This window comes from Stenotrophomonas maltophilia group sp. vghtpe118, from assembly GCF_052605195.1.
This window is the reverse complement of the sequence record NZ_CP199672.1, coordinates 241,416-257,305: the sequence shown is the minus strand read 5'-3', so window position 1 is coordinate 257,305 and position 15,890 is coordinate 241,416. Positions and strand designations below refer to the sequence as shown.

At 65.4% G+C, this 15,890-nt stretch carries 15 protein-coding genes; 7 read left to right on the top strand and 8 right to left on the bottom strand.

Annotated features, from left to right (window positions below; translation table 11 throughout):
- Position 1 precedes the first annotated feature (1 nt).
- On the top strand, positions 2–2,374 hold the full coding sequence (locus tag ACUDTM_RS01320) for a 3-hydroxyacyl-CoA dehydrogenase/enoyl-CoA hydratase family protein (RefSeq protein WP_151354997.1): 2,373 nt from the start codon (positions 2–4) through the stop codon (positions 2,372–2,374).
- A 69-nt stretch (positions 2,375–2,443) separates the two neighbouring features.
- Positions 2,444–3,652 (top strand): acetyl-CoA C-acyltransferase, encoded by a 1,209-nt coding sequence (locus ACUDTM_RS01315; protein ID WP_005409292.1) that lies wholly within the window; start codon positions 2,444–2,446, stop codon positions 3,650–3,652.
- A 478-nt stretch (positions 3,653–4,130) separates the two neighbouring features.
- Here the strand turns inward: ACUDTM_RS01315 and galU are convergent, their stop codons facing one another.
- The 8 genes from galU to cmk all read right to left on the bottom strand — a co-directional run bounded on the left by galU (position 4,131) and on the right by cmk (position 12,417).
- Complete coding sequence (gene galU / locus ACUDTM_RS01310; protein ID WP_072168277.1) at positions 4,131–5,009, bottom strand: UTP--glucose-1-phosphate uridylyltransferase GalU; 879 nt, start codon at positions 5,007–5,009, stop codon at positions 4,131–4,133.
- Positions 5,006–6,919: a polysaccharide biosynthesis protein gene (locus ACUDTM_RS01305; protein ID WP_032954120.1), complete on the bottom strand. Its 1,914-nt coding sequence runs from the start codon at positions 6,917–6,919 to the stop codon at positions 5,006–5,008. The genes galU and ACUDTM_RS01305 overlap by 4 nt, the downstream gene beginning before the upstream one ends.
- 3 nt (positions 6,920–6,922) lie before the next feature.
- On the bottom strand, positions 6,923–7,912 hold the full coding sequence (locus ACUDTM_RS01300) for an MraY family glycosyltransferase (protein ID WP_180868520.1): 990 nt from the start codon (positions 7,910–7,912) through the stop codon (positions 6,923–6,925).
- 3 nt (positions 7,913–7,915) lie between these two features.
- A complete protein-coding gene (gene lapB / locus ACUDTM_RS01295) occupies positions 7,916–9,094 on the bottom strand; it encodes a lipopolysaccharide assembly protein LapB (protein ID WP_005416232.1) in 1,179 nt (392 codons plus the stop codon).
- Positions 9,095–9,100: 6 nt separating this feature from the next.
- A complete protein-coding gene (locus ACUDTM_RS01290) occupies positions 9,101–9,385 on the bottom strand; it encodes a LapA family protein (protein WP_061477908.1) in 285 nt (94 codons plus the stop codon).
- A 77-nt stretch (positions 9,386–9,462) separates the two neighbouring features.
- Positions 9,463–9,768 (bottom strand): integration host factor subunit beta, encoded by a 306-nt coding sequence (locus ACUDTM_RS01285; RefSeq protein ID WP_005409286.1) that lies wholly within the window; start codon positions 9,766–9,768, stop codon positions 9,463–9,465.
- Positions 9,769–9,855: 87 nt separating this feature from the next.
- On the bottom strand, positions 9,856–11,541 hold the full coding sequence (gene rpsA, locus ACUDTM_RS01280; RefSeq protein ID WP_005416230.1) for a 30S ribosomal protein S1: 1,686 nt from the start codon (positions 11,539–11,541) through the stop codon (positions 9,856–9,858).
- Positions 11,542–11,739: 198 nt separating this feature from the next.
- On the bottom strand, positions 11,740–12,417 hold the full coding sequence (gene cmk, locus ACUDTM_RS01275) for a (d)CMP kinase (protein ID WP_445391068.1): 678 nt from the start codon (positions 12,415–12,417) through the stop codon (positions 11,740–11,742).
- 197 nt (positions 12,418–12,614) lie between these two features.
- On the opposite strand from cmk, the gene ykgO reads away from it, so the two are divergent.
- From ykgO to ACUDTM_RS01250, 5 genes are all read left to right on the top strand, one after another.
- Positions 12,615–12,740 carry a type B 50S ribosomal protein L36 gene (gene ykgO / locus ACUDTM_RS01270; RefSeq protein ID WP_005409283.1) on the top strand — a complete coding sequence of 42 codons (126 nt, stop codon included), beginning with the start codon at positions 12,615–12,617 and terminating at the stop codon, positions 12,738–12,740.
- A gap of 175 nt (positions 12,741–12,915) precedes the next feature.
- The gene (locus tag ACUDTM_RS01265) at positions 12,916–13,215 is read left to right on the top strand and encodes a hypothetical protein (RefSeq protein ID WP_227837998.1); all 300 of its coding nucleotides are present in this window, start codon (positions 12,916–12,918) and stop codon (positions 13,213–13,215) included.
- 39 nt (positions 13,216–13,254) lie between these two features.
- Positions 13,255–14,292: an agmatine deiminase family protein gene (locus tag ACUDTM_RS01260; protein WP_005416227.1), complete on the top strand. Its 1,038-nt coding sequence runs from the start codon at positions 13,255–13,257 to the stop codon at positions 14,290–14,292.
- A 162-nt stretch (positions 14,293–14,454) separates the two neighbouring features.
- Positions 14,455–15,342 carry a carbon-nitrogen hydrolase gene (locus ACUDTM_RS01255; RefSeq protein WP_005416226.1) on the top strand — a complete coding sequence of 296 codons (888 nt, stop codon included), beginning with the start codon at positions 14,455–14,457 and terminating at the stop codon, positions 15,340–15,342.
- A 14-nt stretch (positions 15,343–15,356) separates the two neighbouring features.
- A complete protein-coding gene (locus ACUDTM_RS01250) occupies positions 15,357–15,887 on the top strand; it encodes a GNAT family N-acetyltransferase (RefSeq protein WP_005416225.1) in 531 nt (176 codons plus the stop codon).
- Positions 15,888–15,890 lie beyond the last annotated feature (3 nt).

The window sequence follows — 15,890 nt, the reverse complement described above, 5'->3', positions numbered from 1 at the left end:
CATGTCCAATTCCCTGCTAGTCCGCCGCGCCGCCGTGCTGGGTGCCGGCGTCATGGGTGCCCAGATCGCCGCCCACCTCACCAACGCCGGCGTCGACACCGTGCTGTTCGACCTGCCTGCGAAGGAAGGTCCGGCCGACGGCATCGTGCTGAAGGCGATCGCCAACCTGGGCAAGCTGAGTCCCGCGCCGCTGGCCAGCAAGTCGCTTGCCGAAGCCATCACCCCGGCAAACTACGAGTCCGGCCTGGAGCAGCTGAAGGACTGCGACCTGATCATCGAGGCCATCGCCGAGCGCATGGACTGGAAGCAGGACCTGTACAAGAAGATCGCCCCGTTCGTGGCCGACCACGCGGTGCTGGCCTCCAACACCTCGGGCCTGGGCATCAACAAGCTCGCCGACGTGCTGCCCGAGCAGCTGCGCCACCGCTTCTGCGGCGTGCACTTCTTCAATCCGCCGCGCTACATGCACCTGGCCGAGCTGATCCCGGCCACCACCACCGATGCCGCCGTGCTGGAAGGCCTGGAAGCTTTCTTGGTCACCACCCTGGGCAAGGGCGTGGTGTACGCCAAGGACACCCCGAACTTCATCGGCAACCGCATCGGCGTGTTCTCGATCCTGTCGACCATCCACCATACCCAGCAGTTCGGCCTGGGCTTCGACGAAGTGGACGGCCTGACCGGCCCGCTGGTCGGCCGCCCGAAGTCGGCCACCTACCGCACCTCGGACGTGGTCGGCCTGGACACCATGGCGCACGTCATCAAGACCATGGGCGACACCCTGCCGAATGACCCGTGGCATGAATTCTTCAAGTCGCCGAAGTGGCTGGACGCGCTGATTGCCAAGGGCGCGCTGGGCCAGAAGACCGGCGCCGGCATTTTCCGCAAGGTCGGCAAGGACATCGTCGTGCTGGACCTGGAGAAGCAGGACTACCGCCCGGCCGACCGCACCGCCGCCCCGGAAGTGGTCGAGATCCTGAAGATCAAGAACCCGGCCGAGAAGTTCGCCAAGCTGCGGGAAAGCCAGCACCCGCAGGCGCAGTTCCTGTGGGCGACCTTCCGCGACCTGTTCCACTACAGCGCCTACCACCTGGCCGACATCGCCGAGACCGCGCGCGACGTCGACCTGGCCATCCGCTGGGGCTACGGCTGGTCGCTGGGCCCGTTCGAAACCTGGCAGGCCGCCGGCTGGAAGCAGGTCGCGCAGTGGATCGCCGATGACATCGTGGCCGGCAAGAGCATGAGCAACGCACCGCTGCCGGACTGGGTGTTCGATGGCCGCGATGGCGTGCACGCCGCCGAGGGCAGCTACAGCCCGTCGCGCAACGCCAAGCTGCCGCGTTCGTCGCTGCCGGTGTACCAGCGCCAGCGCTTCCCGGATCCGCTGCTGGGCGAGAAGTTCGCGCCGGGCGAGACCGTGTTCGAGAACGACGGCCTGCGCATGTGGCACGACGCTGACGGCATCGCCGTGGTCAGCTTCAAGACCAAGATGAACACCGTGTCCGACCAAGTGCTGGATGGCCTGCAGGAATGCGTCAGCCGCGCCGAGAAGGACTTCCAGGGCCTGGTGATCTGGCAGCAGAAGGAACCCTTCTCCGCCGGTGCCGACCTGGCCGGTGCACTGGGCCTGCTGCAGGCCGGCAAGGTCGACCAGTTCGAAGAGATGGTCGCCAACTTCCAGCGCACCAGCCAGCGCATCAAGTACTCGCTGGTGCCGGTGGTGGCCGCCGTGCGCGGCCTGGCCTTGGGTGGTGGCTGCGAGTTCCAGATGCACAGCGCCAAGACCGTGGCCTTCCTGGAAAGCTACATCGGCCTGGTCGAAGCCGGTGTCGGCCTGCTGCCGGCCGGTGGCGGCCTGAAGGAACTGGCGGTGCGCGCCTCGCAGGCTGCGGGCCCGGGTGGCGACGTGTTCGCCGAACTGAAGAAGACCTTCGAGACCGTGGCGATGGCCAAGGTGTCCAACTCGGCGGTCAACGCCAAGGAGCTGGGCCTGCTGCGCAGCACCGACAAGGTGGTGTTCAACAGCTACGAGGCCCTGCACATCGCCAAGGCCGAAGCACGCGCCCTGGCCGAAGCCGGCTACCGTCCGCCGCTGCCGGCACGCCGCATCCAGGTCGCCGGTGACGTGGGTATCGCCACCTTCAAGATGATGCTGGTCAACATGCTGGAAGGCCGTTTCATCAGCCCGTACGACTACGAGATCGCCGAGCGCATCGCCACCGTGCTGTGCGGCGGCAAGGTCGATCGCGGCACCCTGGTCGACGAAGAGTGGCTGCTGACCCTGGAGCGCAAGCACTTCGTCGAACTGGCCCAGCAGGAAAAGACCCAGGCCCGCATCGCGCACATGCTCAAGACCGGCAAGCCGCTGCGGAACTGACGGAAGACATCGGTAGTGCCGGCCGCTGGCCGGCAACCTCTTCCAACCCCTATTCAAGAGATCACTGCAATGACCAAGCAAATCCAGGACGCCTACATCGTCGCCGCCACCCGTACCCCGGTTGGCAAGGCGCCCAAGGGCATGTTCCGCAACACCCGCCCCGACGACATGCTTGCGCACGTGCTGCGCAGCGTCGTCGCCCAGGCCCCGGGCGTGGACGTCAACCGCATCGATGACGCCATCATCGGCTGCGCCATGCCGGAAGCCGAGCAGGGCATGAACGTGGCGCGCATCGGCGTGCTGCTGGCCGGCCTGCCGAACACCATCGCCGCACAGACCGTGAACCGCTTCTGCTCCTCTGGCCTGCAGGCCGTGGCGCAGGCCGCCGACGCGATCCGCCTGGGCAACGCCGACCTGATGCTGGCCGGCGGCACCGAGTCGATGTCGATGGTGCCGATGATGGGCAACAAGATCGCCATGGCACCGAGCGTGTTCGACAACGACCACGTCGCCATCGCCTACGGCATGGGCATCACCGCCGAGAAGGTGGCCGAAGAGTGGAAGGTCTCGCGCGAAGACCAGGACGCGTTCGCCCTGGCCTCGCACCAGAAGGCCATGGCCGCGATCCAGAACGGCGAGTTCAAGGACGAAATCAGCCCGTACGAGATCGTCTCGCACCTGCCGGACCTGGCCGACGGCCAGCGCATCATCACCCGCAACAAGATCGCCGACACCGACGAGGGCCCGCGCCCGGACTCCTCCGCTGAAGGCCTGGCCAAGCTGCGCCCGGTGTTCCGCAACGGCCAGTTCGGCGGCACCGTCACCGCCGGCAACTCGTCGCAGATGAGCGATGGCGCCGGTGCCGTGCTGCTGGCCTCGGAGCAGGCGATCAAGGACTACGGCCTGACCCCGCTGGCCCGTTTCGTCAGCTTCTCGGTGGCCGGCGTGCGCCCGGAAGTGATGGGCATCGGCCCGATCGCCGCGATCCCGAAGGCCCTGAAGCAGGCCGGCCTGACCCAGGACCAGCTGGACTGGATTGAACTGAACGAAGCCTTCGCCGCGCAGTCGCTGGCAGTGATCCGCGATTGCGGCCTGGACCCGAGCAAGGTCAACCCGCTGGGCGGCGCGATCGCCCTGGGCCATCCGCTGGGCGCGACCGGCGCGATCCGTACCGCGACCCTGCTGCACGGCCTGCGTCGTCGCCAGCAGAAGTACGGCATGGTGACGATGTGCATCGGCACCGGCATGGGTGCGGCGGGTATTTTCGAGGCGCTGTAAGGTTCAAAGCGTTTCCGGCTGATTGTTGGTTGGCTGTGGGGCCCGGGTGGGTGAGGCTGCCCGGGACACGCCGTAAACCCGTCCCTGGGGGCTTGGCAGCGGCATCCATGCCGCTGACAGTCCCGGTCAGCCTCACCCACCCGCGCCACCCGGCATTCCGCTCGGCGGAAGGGTGAGCAAAGGCAAGGCAAGAGCCGGGGTCAGAGCCCTTTGCTACGCAAAGGGCTCTGACCCCAACAAGCAAAAAAGGCAGCCTATGGCTGCCTTTTTTGCTTTTGCTTCTGCCTTTGATTCCGCCCTTCCCGTCCGCGCCCGCAGGAAACTGTCGAGAGGGGGCGGATGGCCCTCTCCAAAACCGTTGGCGCCAGGGATGGCGCCATCGAGCACCATGGAAGGGCTTTGGCGTGTTTTGGAGAGGGCCATCCGCCCCCTCCCCCATGTATCAATCAAAGCGCTGACGGAGCGCTTGCTAAATCCCTTACTCCGCCAGCATCGCCGCCAGCTTCTCCCGCGCGGGGCCGGCCAGCTTCGGGTTGTCCAGCGCGAAGCGGATCGTCGCCTCCACCAGCCCCAGGTGCGTACCGCAGTCGAAGCGGGTGCCCTCGAAACGATAGGCATCGACTTCTTCGGTCTTCAGCAGCTCGGCAATCGCATCGGTCAGCTGGATCTCACCGCCGGCACCAGTCCGGGTCTGTTCCAGCAGCTCGAAGATCTTCGGGCTCAGCACGTAGCGGCCGACCACTGCCAGGTCACTCGGCGCGTCCTCCGGCTTCGGCTTCTCGACGATCTGCGAAATGCGGCCCTTGCGGCCATCGAACGCCTCAGTGGCGACGATGCCGTAGCTGGCGGTCTTTTCGTGCGGGACGTCTTCGACCGCGATCACGCTGGCACCGCTGGCTTCATTGAGGTCGGCCATCTGCTTCAGCGCACCGGCACCGCGGTTCCAGATCAGATCGTCGGGCAGCAGCACCGCGAACGGCTCGTCACCGATCACAGCCTTGGCACACAGTACTGCGTGCCCGAGGCCCAGCGCCTCGGCCTGGGTCACGAAGATCGCGCGCACGCCATTGGGCAGCACATGCCGGATCAGCTCCAGCTGCTCCTGCTTGCCGGCGCGCTCGAGCTTCTGCTCCAGCTCGTAGGCCTTGTCGAAATAATCGGCGACCGCGTGCTTGTAGCGGTTGGTGATGAACACCAGCGTGTCGCAGCCGGCTTCGATGGCTTCATCAACGGCGTACTGGATCAGCGGCCGATCAATGATCGGCAGCATCTCCTTCGGCACAGTCTTGGTTGCTGGCAAAAAACGCGTTCCCAGTCCTGCCACCGGGAAAACTGCCTTGCGAATTCGCTTGCTCATTGGTGCCTGTTTGCCTCACGTGCCGGAAAGGGCACGACTTTAGCGGATGAAATGTAAGCATCCTGTTCGATTGGCGAGAATTCCGGCATCGTCGCAAACAGGATTTCCTGGATGCTGGCAGTGTCGTAGCTGGCAATCGCCTCGCGCAGGCGCGGAACATTGCCCAGCACCAGGTCGCGCGAGAACGTACGCACGCCGGCCTCGAGAATCTTCGGGTGGGCGGTCGAACGGTAGTCTTCGTCCGAATAGAACAGGGTCTCGTGCAGCTTCTCGCCCGGGCGCAGGCCGGTGTAGATGATCTGGATGTCCTTGTACGGCTGCTTGCCGGTCAGGCGGATCATCTGCTCGGCCAGCACGCGGATCGGCACCGGCTCGCCCATGTCCAGGGTGTAGATCGCACCATGCGACGCCGACGCGGCCGCCTGCAGGATCAGCTGGCAGGCCTCGGGGATGGTCATGAAGTAACGGCTGACTTCCGGGTCGGTGACCGTGACCGGACCACCGCGCAGGATCTGCTCGCGGAACAGCGGCACCACGCTGCCGGCCGACGCCAGCACGTTGCCGAAGCGCACCGTGACGAAACGGGTGTGCGTGGACTTCTGGTCCAGGCTCTGGCAGATCATCTCGGCGTAGCGCTTGCTCGCACCCAGCGCATTGACCGGGTCGACCGCCTTGTCCGTGGAAATGAACACGAAATGCTCCACGCGGGCTTCCAGGCACGCGCGGGCGACGTTCTCGGTCGCCAGGATGTTGTTGCGCACCGCTTCGCGCAGCTGGCGCTCCAGCACCGGCACGTGCTTGTAGGCGGCGGCATGGAAGGCGGTATCGACCGGGTGCAGTGACAGCGCGTGGCGGATCACGGCAGGGTCGCCACAGTCGCCCAGCACCGCCTCGATCTCGACATCGGGGAAGCTGCGCCGCAGCTCGCCTTCGATGGTCAACAACAGCAGTTCACTGATCTCCAGCAGGATGATGCGACCAGCACCGTGCCGCGCGCACTGGCGGCACAGCTCCGAGCCGATCGAACCACCGGCGCCGGTAACCATCACAGTGCGCCCACCCAACCAGCCGCGGATCAGGTTCCAGTCCGGCATGATCGGCTTGCGGCCCAGCAGGTCTTCGATCGCCACTTCCTTCAGCTGGCCCGGCAGCGACTGGCCCTGCAGGATGTCGCTGAGCTTGGGCACGGTACGGAACGGCACACCGGTGCTTTCGCAGATCGCGACAACGCGCTGCATGCCTGCGGCGTCCAGTGACGGCATGGCAATGACCAGCAGCTTGGCAGCGGTCTCGCGGACCACCGTCGGGGCGTCATCCAGGGTGCCGAGGATCGGCAGGCCCTGCAGCTTGGCACCCCGAAGGTGCGGTGCATCGTCGAGCAGCCCGACCGGCTCGAAGTTGCCGGAACGACGCAGGTCGCGCACCAGTGTTTCCGCCGCCTGGCCAGCGCCGAGGATCAGCACGCGGCGGGCGCTGGAATCGGACTGCAGTGCCTGGTAATCCTTCCAGGCCCGGTACAGCAGGCGCGGTGCGCCCAGCAGGGCCGACAGCGCGAACGGGTAGATCACCAGCACCGACATCGGCACGCCGTCGAAGCGCTTCCACATCAGCACCAGGACGATGGCGACCATGCCGATGAAGCTGGCCTTGAAGATGTTCAGCAGGTCGCTGACGCTGGCGAACCGCCATAGCCCGCGATACAGGCCCACGCGCCAGAACACCAGGCCCTGCAGCAGCAGCACCAGGGTGGTATCGACGTTCCACAGGGGCAGCGCCGGAGCGTTGGGCAGGATCGAGTAACGCCCTGCATGGAGCAACTGCCAGCATGCCCAGACCATGAAGAGGTCGTGGCAGACGATGGCCGAACGCGGCATCAGGCCGAGGATTCTGTCCCGCCAGGGTGAAGCCATAAGTCAGGTATTTCCTTGTCGGTAGCGCATTCCATTGCGCAGGAGGAGCCAGAGGACGCTCAGCGCGGTGAACCACGCGATCGCCACGGCAGCCTCCCACCTCGGCTGCAAATTGGAGCAGACATTGAACACTGTAATACTGAACAGGCCCAAAGCAAAGTACATCCCTGTCACCTGGGGGTGACTGGCTCCTGCCTGCACCGCGCGCTGGTAGACGTGCTGGGTATGGGGTTCCATCCAGCGTTGTCCCGAAATGATGCGCGCCAGCAGTGTGAAGCCCGCGTCCACGAGGAACGGCGAAACCGGGACCAGCAGCAGGATCCAGTTGATATCGGTACGCACGCTGGCGAGCGCCAGCACCGCTGCGACCGCGTACCCCAACGCGCCGCTTCCGACATCGCCCATGAAGATCCGGGCCCGAGGGAAGTTGAACGGCAGGAATCCAAGGCAGGCCAGGCCCAGGGCCACGGCAGCCAGCGAGTACGGCCACGGCAGCACCGGCGCCAGCCCCAGCATCGCCACGACGGCCTGGCTGGCGGCAATGCCGTTGATGCCGTCCATGAAATTCCAGATGTTGATCAGTGAGGCGGTGAACAGCAGCACCAGCGCCGCCAACAGCCAGCTGCCGCCATTCACCTTCACCAGGCCGGCCAGCAGCGTCGCGGCGATGAAATGCACCAGCAGGCGACGCATCGCTGGCAGGGGCCTGTGGTCGTCCCACCAGCCGATACCGGCCACCAGCACCAGCCCAAGGCTGGCCACCAGTACTGTCGGCGTGCTCTCGGGCCAGGCCCAGATGGCCACGGCTGCAGTCACCAGCAGGCTGATGACGATGGCGATGCCGCCACCGCGCGGTGTAGCGACGCTATGGCTGCGGCGTTCGCCGGGCTGGTCCATCAACTGCTGGCGCAGCGCATAGCCACGTGCAGCCCAGGTCAGCACCGCACTCAGCAGGGCGAGCCCCAGCAGCGCGCCCATCACAAGCCAGGGCATAGATCAGAGCACCGCGTAGTTCAGCAGTGGCTTGACCGTTCCCCACTCCTTGCAGCTCGGGCACTGCCAGTGGTGGGTACGCGCACCGAAGCCGCAGCGGGTGCAGCGATAGGCCGGGTTACGCACCAGCAGCTGGTCAGTGATGTGCTTGAGGTCATGCAGGGTGGCGGTGGAATCGGCGCCCTCGGCGAGGGTGAGGTCGATCAGCGCGGACTCGCCACGCACCGACGGGCGATCCTTCAGCTGGCGGCCGAGGTAGGCACGCGCCGGGGCCACGCCTTCCTGCTCCTCCATCAGCCGGGTCAGCGCCAGCACCGGGGCAATGCCACGGTAATGCTCGGTCATCTCCGACAGGAACGCGCGCGCACCTGCCAGATCGCCCACCTTGCGATAGTTCTGCATCAACGCCGGCAGCAGTTCCGGCAGGTATTCGGGATCGTTGCGCGCGGCGCGCTCGAAGGCGCGCACGGCGGCCTCAGGATTGCCTGCGTCGGTTTCCAACCGGCCCTCGATGATGCCGGCGCGCACCGACATCGCGTCGGCCTGATAGGCGCGGGCGATCGCTGCCCTCGCCTCTTCCAGCTTGCCGGCGCCACGGAATCGCTCGGCCAGTTCGCACTCGAACTGCCCGATCAGCTTGCCCATCGGCTCGCCGGTGACATCCTCGAAACGGGTGGCGTTGTCGATCGCCTTTTCCCAGTCACGCTCGGCCTGGTAGATGCCGATCAGGTGCTTGAGCGCCTGCGGTGCGCGCTGATCCAGCTGGGCCAGCTCGGTGAACACGGTCTCGGCACGGTCCAGCAGGCCGGACTTCATGTAGTCCTCGCCCAGGGCCAGCAGGGCCTGCACGCGTTGTGCGTCACTCAGGTCATGGCGATTGACCAGGCCCTGGTGCAGGCGGATGGCGCGGTCGACCTCGCCACGACGGCGGAACAGATGGCCCAGCGCGACCTGGGTCTCGAAGGTTTCCTTGTCCAGCTCGGCGATGTGCAGGAACAGCTCGATGGCCTTGTCCGGCTGCTCGTTGAGCAGGTAGTTCAGGCCACGGAAATAGGTGCTCGACAGGCGGCTGACCTGGCTGTCACCGTGGCGTTGGCCACCACGCCGCCCGATCACCCAGCCGGCCAGTGCGGCCAGCGGTACGAACAGGAAGAACCAGAACCACTCGGTGACGAAATCCATCTTCGATCAACGTCCATCAAAAGATTGGGGGGAAGCAACCGGTGCCGGCGAAGCGGCAGCGGACTTGTTGGCGCGACGCAGCTGGCCGTAGAGCGGAATGACCACGCTCACCAGCACCAGGCCAGCACCGACGATGACGCCGATCAGCAATGCGGCAATGATTGCCACGCCGACCGAGGTCTTCAGTTGGGTGAAAACAAGGTTGATGGTCATCTCGTCCATGTTCATGGCACCGATGATCAACCCAAGAATGAGTACCGCCAGCAGGACCAGCAGACGAAAAACCTTCATGCGACAGCTCCAGTGGCAGGAGTCCGTAGCTTATCCGACTCGCGGCTGGATTCGCACGCGGTGGCGCGACGGCAGGCTCAGGCCGGATCGGCGTCCAGCGGCAGCACACTGCTGACCCGCTCGCGCAGTTCCTTGCCCGGCTTGAAATGGGGGACATGCTTGCCCGGCAGGGCAACCGATTCGCCGGTCTTCGGGTTGCGACCCAGGCGCGGCGGACGATAGTGCAGCGAGAAGCTGCCAAATCCACGGATTTCGATGCGATCCCCGGCGGACAGCGATCCGCCCATCATTTCCAGCAACGACTTCACCGCCAGATCGACATCATCGGCCTTCAGGTGCGCCTGGCGGCGCGCAAGGATTTCGATCAGTTCGGATTTGGTCATTACCGGCTCACATCAGGGGCATCTCAGCCTGAAACGGCCCGGGCAATGCCCGGGCCGTCCAGGAAACATCAAACAGCCTAAGGCCGATTACTCGGACTTGTTGCCGTTCAGCTGTGCACGCAGCAGCGCGCCCAGCTGGGTGGTGCCGCTGGAAGCCGAAGAGGACTGGTATTCCTCCAGCACTTCGCGCATTTCAGCGTCGTCCTTGGCCTTGATCGACAGCTGCAGGGTACGGCCCTTGCGGTCCATGCCCACGAACTTGGCTTCGACCTTGTCGCCGACCTTCAGGTGCTGGGTGGCGTCGTCAACGCGCTCGTTGGCGATGTCGCGGGCCGAGACGTAACCTTCGATGCCGTCAGCCAGCTCGATGATCGCGCCCTTGGCGTCGACTTCCTTCACCACGCCTTCGACCTTGGAACCCTTCGGATTGGCAGCCATGTACTGGCCGAACGGATCCTGCTCCAGCTGCTTCACGCCCAGGGAGATGCGCTCGCGCTCCGGATCGACGGCCAGGACGACGGCGTCCAGGGTATCGCCCTTCTTGAAGTTGCGAACGACGTCTTCGCCGGTGGTGTTCCAGCTGATGTCGGACAGGTGGACCAGGCCGTCGATGCCGCCGTCCAGGCCGATGAAGATGCCGAAGTCGGTGATCGACTTGATCTGGCCCGACACCTTGTCACCCTTCTTGTGGGTGGCAGCGAAGGTTTCCCACGGATTGGCGGCAACCTGCTTCATGCCCAGCGAGATGCGGCGACGCTCTTCATCGACGTCCAGCACCATCACTTCGACTTCATCACCCACCTGGACAACCTTGGACGGGTTGACGTTCTTGTTGGTCCAATCCATCTCGGAGACGTGCACCAGGCCTTCGACGCCCGGCTCGATCTCAACGAACGCGCCGTAATCGGTGACGTTGGAGACCTTGCCGAAGACGCGGCTGTTGGCCGGGTAACGACGGCCGATGTTGTCCCACGGATCCTCGCCCAGCTGCTTCAGGCCCAGCGAAACGCGGTTGCGCTCGCGGTCGAACTTCAGCACGCGGACGTCCAGCTCGTCGCCGACGTTCACGACTTCCGACGGGTGACGCACGCGCTTCCACGCCATGTCGGTGATGTGCAGCAGGCCGTCGATACCGCCCAGATCCACGAACGCGCCGTAATCGGTCAGGTTCTTGACGACACCCTTCAGGATCGCGCCTTCCTGCAGCTTGTCCATCAGCTGCTCGCGCTCTTCCGAGTGCTCGCTTTCGACGACAGCGCGGCGCGAGACCACGACGTTGTTACGCTTGCGGTCCAGCTTGATGAGCTTGAACTCGAGTTCCTTGCCTTCCAGGTAGGCCGGATCGCGCACCGGGCGCACATCGACCAGGGAACCCGGCAGGAAGGCGCGGACATCCTTGATGTCCACGGTGAAACCACCCTTGACCTTGCCGCTGATGCGGCCGGTGATGGTTTCGTTCTTCTCCAACGCTTCTTCCAGCTCGTCCCACACCATCGCGCGCTTGGCCTTCTCGCGCGACAGGACGGTTTCGCCGAAGCCGTTCTCGATCGAGTCGAGGGCGACCTTGACGATGTCGCCTTCGGCGACGTCGATTTCGCCAGCGTCGTTACGGAACTGTTCGATCGGCACGATGCCTTCGGACTTCAGGCCAGCGTTGATCACCACGACGTCGCCGCGGACTTCAACAACGGTACCGCTGACGATGGCGCCCGGCTTCAGCTTGGCCAGGTTGGCCTGGCTGGCTTCAAACAGTTCGGCAAATGATTCGGTCATTAGATTTACTCTGTTGGACACATGGGTCGGTGGCGTCCACTTCAGGGGAATGGCGACCGCCCGCCTGTTGGTCGACCCCGGAAACGCAGGTCGTGTGTAGTAGGAAAACCGCCACGCATCATTGCGCGACGGGGCTGGTACAGCACTGCTATGCGCGACCACTGCCGATGCGGCTGGCAGTGCTCCCGCGCGAACGGATCAGGCAGCCGGAACCGGAAGCAGATCCATCACTCGGGCAACGACATCATCGATGCCGATGCCTGTGGTGTCGATGAGGACAGCATCGTCTGCCGGCTTCAGGGGCGCCACGGTACGCTGAGCATCACGGGCGTCGCGGGCCATGATCTCGCGCAGGAGGTCATCAAAGTTAACAGAAACCCCCTTGTCTTTCAACTGCTTATGCCGGCGCTCGGCGCGCTCCTCGGCACTGGCGGTCAGGAAGACCTTGTAGGGGGCGTCCGGAAAGATCACCGTGCCCATGTCGCGGCCGTCGGCGACCAGGCCTGGCAGTTCCCTGAATGCGCGCTGCCGCTCCTTCAAGGCGGCCCGGACCTCCGGGATGGCGGCAATGGCCGAGGCCAGCGCCCCGGTGGTCTCCAGGCGCAGCTCGTCGGTGGCATCGGTGCCGTTGACCATGACCCGCATGGCATCGCCCTGATCGACAAACTGAACGTGAGTGTCAAAGGTGCAGCGGACCAGCGCGGAGGCGTCGGAGGTGTCGATGTCGGCCCAGCTTGCGGCCACGCCCACCGCCCGGTACAGCGCGCCCGAATCCAGGTAATGCCAGCCCAGCCTGCGCGCGATGATGCGGCTGATGGTACCCTTGCCGGCCCCGGATGGGCCGTCGATGGTCAGGACGGGAGCGAGTGGATTCATGGGGGTCCCAGAGCGTGTGAAGAGGCCATTCTAGCCCCTGCCAGACGCCCCCAGCGGGATCTTTTGTGCAACCACTTGAAACCATGAGGAAAAGCCCGGTAGAATGGCGGGCTTGAACGAGCGTCAACTGCCGATTGTCTTTCGCATATCGCGGCCACGCTCCACCCGAACAACTACTGTTTACGCCGAGGTATGCCATGAAAGTCCTGTCCTCCCTGAAGTCGGCGAAGGCCCGTCACCGTGACTGCAAGGTCGTGCGTCGTCGTGGCAAGATCTTCGTCATCTGCAAGTCGAACCCGCGTTTCAAGGCGCGTCAGCGCTAAGCCTCACAGCCTTCCGGCTGCGGCTGGCCCTACGCGGGGCCGACCCGATGCAAGAAACCGCCTTCGGGCGGTTTTTTGTTTATGCGGCTTTTTCCTGCCGTTTTTGCTGTAATCGCCTTTCTTGACCACTGGGGAGTAGATCGAGATGAAGCGTTACCTGTCCGCCCTGGCCGTAATGGCCACCCTGGCCGCCGCCACACCGGCACTGGCCGATACCCTGCTTGTCGACCGTGCCCGCGAGAAGCCGGCCGGTGCCCTGCCCGTGCGCGGCCAGAGCATGCAGCAGGTGCAGGCGCAGTTCGGCGCGCCCAGCGAACAACTGCAGCCGCGTGGCGGGCAGAAGCGGCAGTGGCCGACCATCAACCGCTGGGTGTACCCGCAGTTCACCGTCTACTTCGAGAAGCAGAAGGTGATCGACGTGGTGGCCAACCAGGCGGACCCGAACGAAATCGGCCCGAAACCACCGATCCGTTGATCCCTTTACCCGCCGTGGGCGGGCCTGTGTAGCGAGACCATGAACCAGACCCTTCGTTTTCCTGCCGAGTGGGAAGCCCAGAGCGGCGTCCTGATTGCCTGGCCCACCGCCGACACCGACTGGGCCGACCGCCTGGGCCAGGTGGAAGAGACCTACATCGCCCTGGTCGCGGCCATCACCCGCTTCCAGCCGGTGCTGATCTGCGTGGCCGACGACGATGTGGAGACCTATGCCGAAATGCGGCTGCGCTCCAACCGCATCGACATGGACAAGGTCCACTTCACCACGGCCGCCTACGACGATACCTGGCTGCGCGACTCCGGCCCGATCACCCTGCGCCGCGCCGACGGCGGTTTCCAGCTGCTGGACTTCCGCTTCACTGGCTGGGGCGGCAAGTTCGACGCCACCCTGGATGACCAGCTGGTGGGCGTGCTCGACCAGGCTGGCGTGTTCAACGACGCCCCGGTGCGCAGCATTCCGTTCGCGTTGGAAGGCGGTGGCATCGAGACCGACGGCGAAGGCACCCTGCTGACCACCTGGAAGTGCCTGCACGAACGCCACCCGGACCGCGACCGCGCCAGCCTGAGCGCAGACCTGGCCGACTGGCTGCAGCAGGACCGCGTGCTGTGGCTGGATCACGGCTACCTGGAAGGCGACGACACCGACGCCCACATCGACACCCTCGCCCGCTTCGCCTCCGCTGACAGCATCGTCTACCAGGCCTGCGACGACGAGAGCGATTCGCACTACGCCGAGCTGCAGGCAATGGGCAATGAGCTGGCCGCGCTGCGCACCAAGGACGGCCAGCCGTATCGCCTGTTCCCGCTGCCGTGGGCGCGGCCGGTGATCGACGAAGGCCGCCGTCTTGCTGCGTCGTACGCCAACTACCTGATCGTCAACGGCGCGGTGCTGATGCCGGCCTATGGCGACCCGGCCGACGACCTGGCCCGTGATGTGCTGGCCCAGGCGCATCCGGGTCGCGAGATCGTGCAGGTGCCTTGCCGCTCGCTGATCTGGCAGAACGGCAGCCTGCACTGCATCACCATGCAGCTGCCGGCCGGGTTGTTGAAGGTCTGAGAAAAGGGAGTGCCGGCCGCTGGCCGGCAACCAGGCAATGCCTGACGGATTGATGGGGATGCCGGCCAGCGGCCGGCACGACCATCACCCATTCAGCGCGCAACACGCCGTCGCCGCCCATCCGCGCTAACATGCAGGTTTTCCCCCGCAGGAACGCCCCGCATGAACTCGCGCAGCCCCCTTACCGTCGCCCTGATCCAGGAGCGCAACCACGGTGATGCCGCCGCCAACCTGGCGGTGATCGAAGCACGCGTGGCCGAGGCGGCTGCGCAGGGTGCCAAGCTGGTGCTGCTGCAGGAACTGCACAACGGCCCGTATTTCTGCCAGCACGAATCGGTGGACGAATTCGACCTGGCCGAATCCATTCCGGGCCCAAGCACCGAGCGCCTGGGCGCACTGGCGAAGAAGCATGGCGTGGTGCTGGTCGGCTCGCTGTTCGAGCGCCGCGCTGCCGGCCTGTACCACAACACCGCGGTGGTGTTTGAAAAGGACGGCAGCCTGCTCGGCAAGTACCGCAAGATGCACATCCCGGACGACCCGGGCTTCTACGAGAAGTTCTACTTCACCCCGGGCGACATCGGCTTCAAGCCGATCGACACTTCGGTGGGCCGCCTGGGCGTGCTGGTGTGCTGGGACCAGTGGTACCCGGAAGCGGCGCGCCTGATGGCGCTGGCCGGCGCCGAGCTGCTGCTGTACCCGACCGCGATCGGCTGGGACCCGGACGACGTGCAGGACGAGAAGACCCGCCAGCGCGACGCCTGGGTGCTGAGCCACCGTGGCCACGCCGTGGCCAACGGCCTGCCGGTGCTGAGCTGCAACCGCGTCGGCCACGAGGCGTCGCCGCTGGGCGCGTCGGGCATCCAGTTCTGGGGCAACAGCCACGTGCTCGGCCCGCAGGGCGAGTTCCTGGCCGAGGCCGGCACCGAGGCCACCGTGCTGCTGTGCGACGTCGACCTGCAGCGCAGCGAGCATGTGCGGCGCATCTGGCCGTTCCTGCGCGATCGCCGCATCGATGCATACGGCGACCTGCTCAAGCGCTACATCGACTGAGCCGGAGCCCGCGCATGGCCGTCCTCATCCGTGATGCCGGCCCGGCCGACATCGACGCGATCACCGCCATCTACGCGGTGGAAGTGACCGATTTCGTCAACACCTACGAGTACGACATCCCGGACGCGACCGAGATGCTGCGCCGCATGCGCGACATCATCGATCGTGGCTTCCCCTACCTGGTCGCCGAGATCGACGGTCAGGTGGCTGGCTATGCCTATGCCAACACCTATCGCACCCGCATTGCCTACCAGTGGACCGTGGAGAACTCGGTCTACGTCGATGCCGCGTTCCAGGGCAAGGGTGTCGGCACCGGCCTGCTGCAGGCCTTGATCGACGCCTGCGTGGCACGTGGCTACCGGCAGATGGTGGCGGTGATCGGCGAACCGACCAACACCGCCTCGATCAAGCTGCACGAACGCTTCGGATTCGAGCTGGTGGGCGTGTTCCGTGGCCTCGGCCGCAAGCATGGCCGCTGGCTGGACACCGTACAGATGCAGCGCGCGCTCGGCGATGGCGCCGACACCGCACCCTCCAATGAATGAACC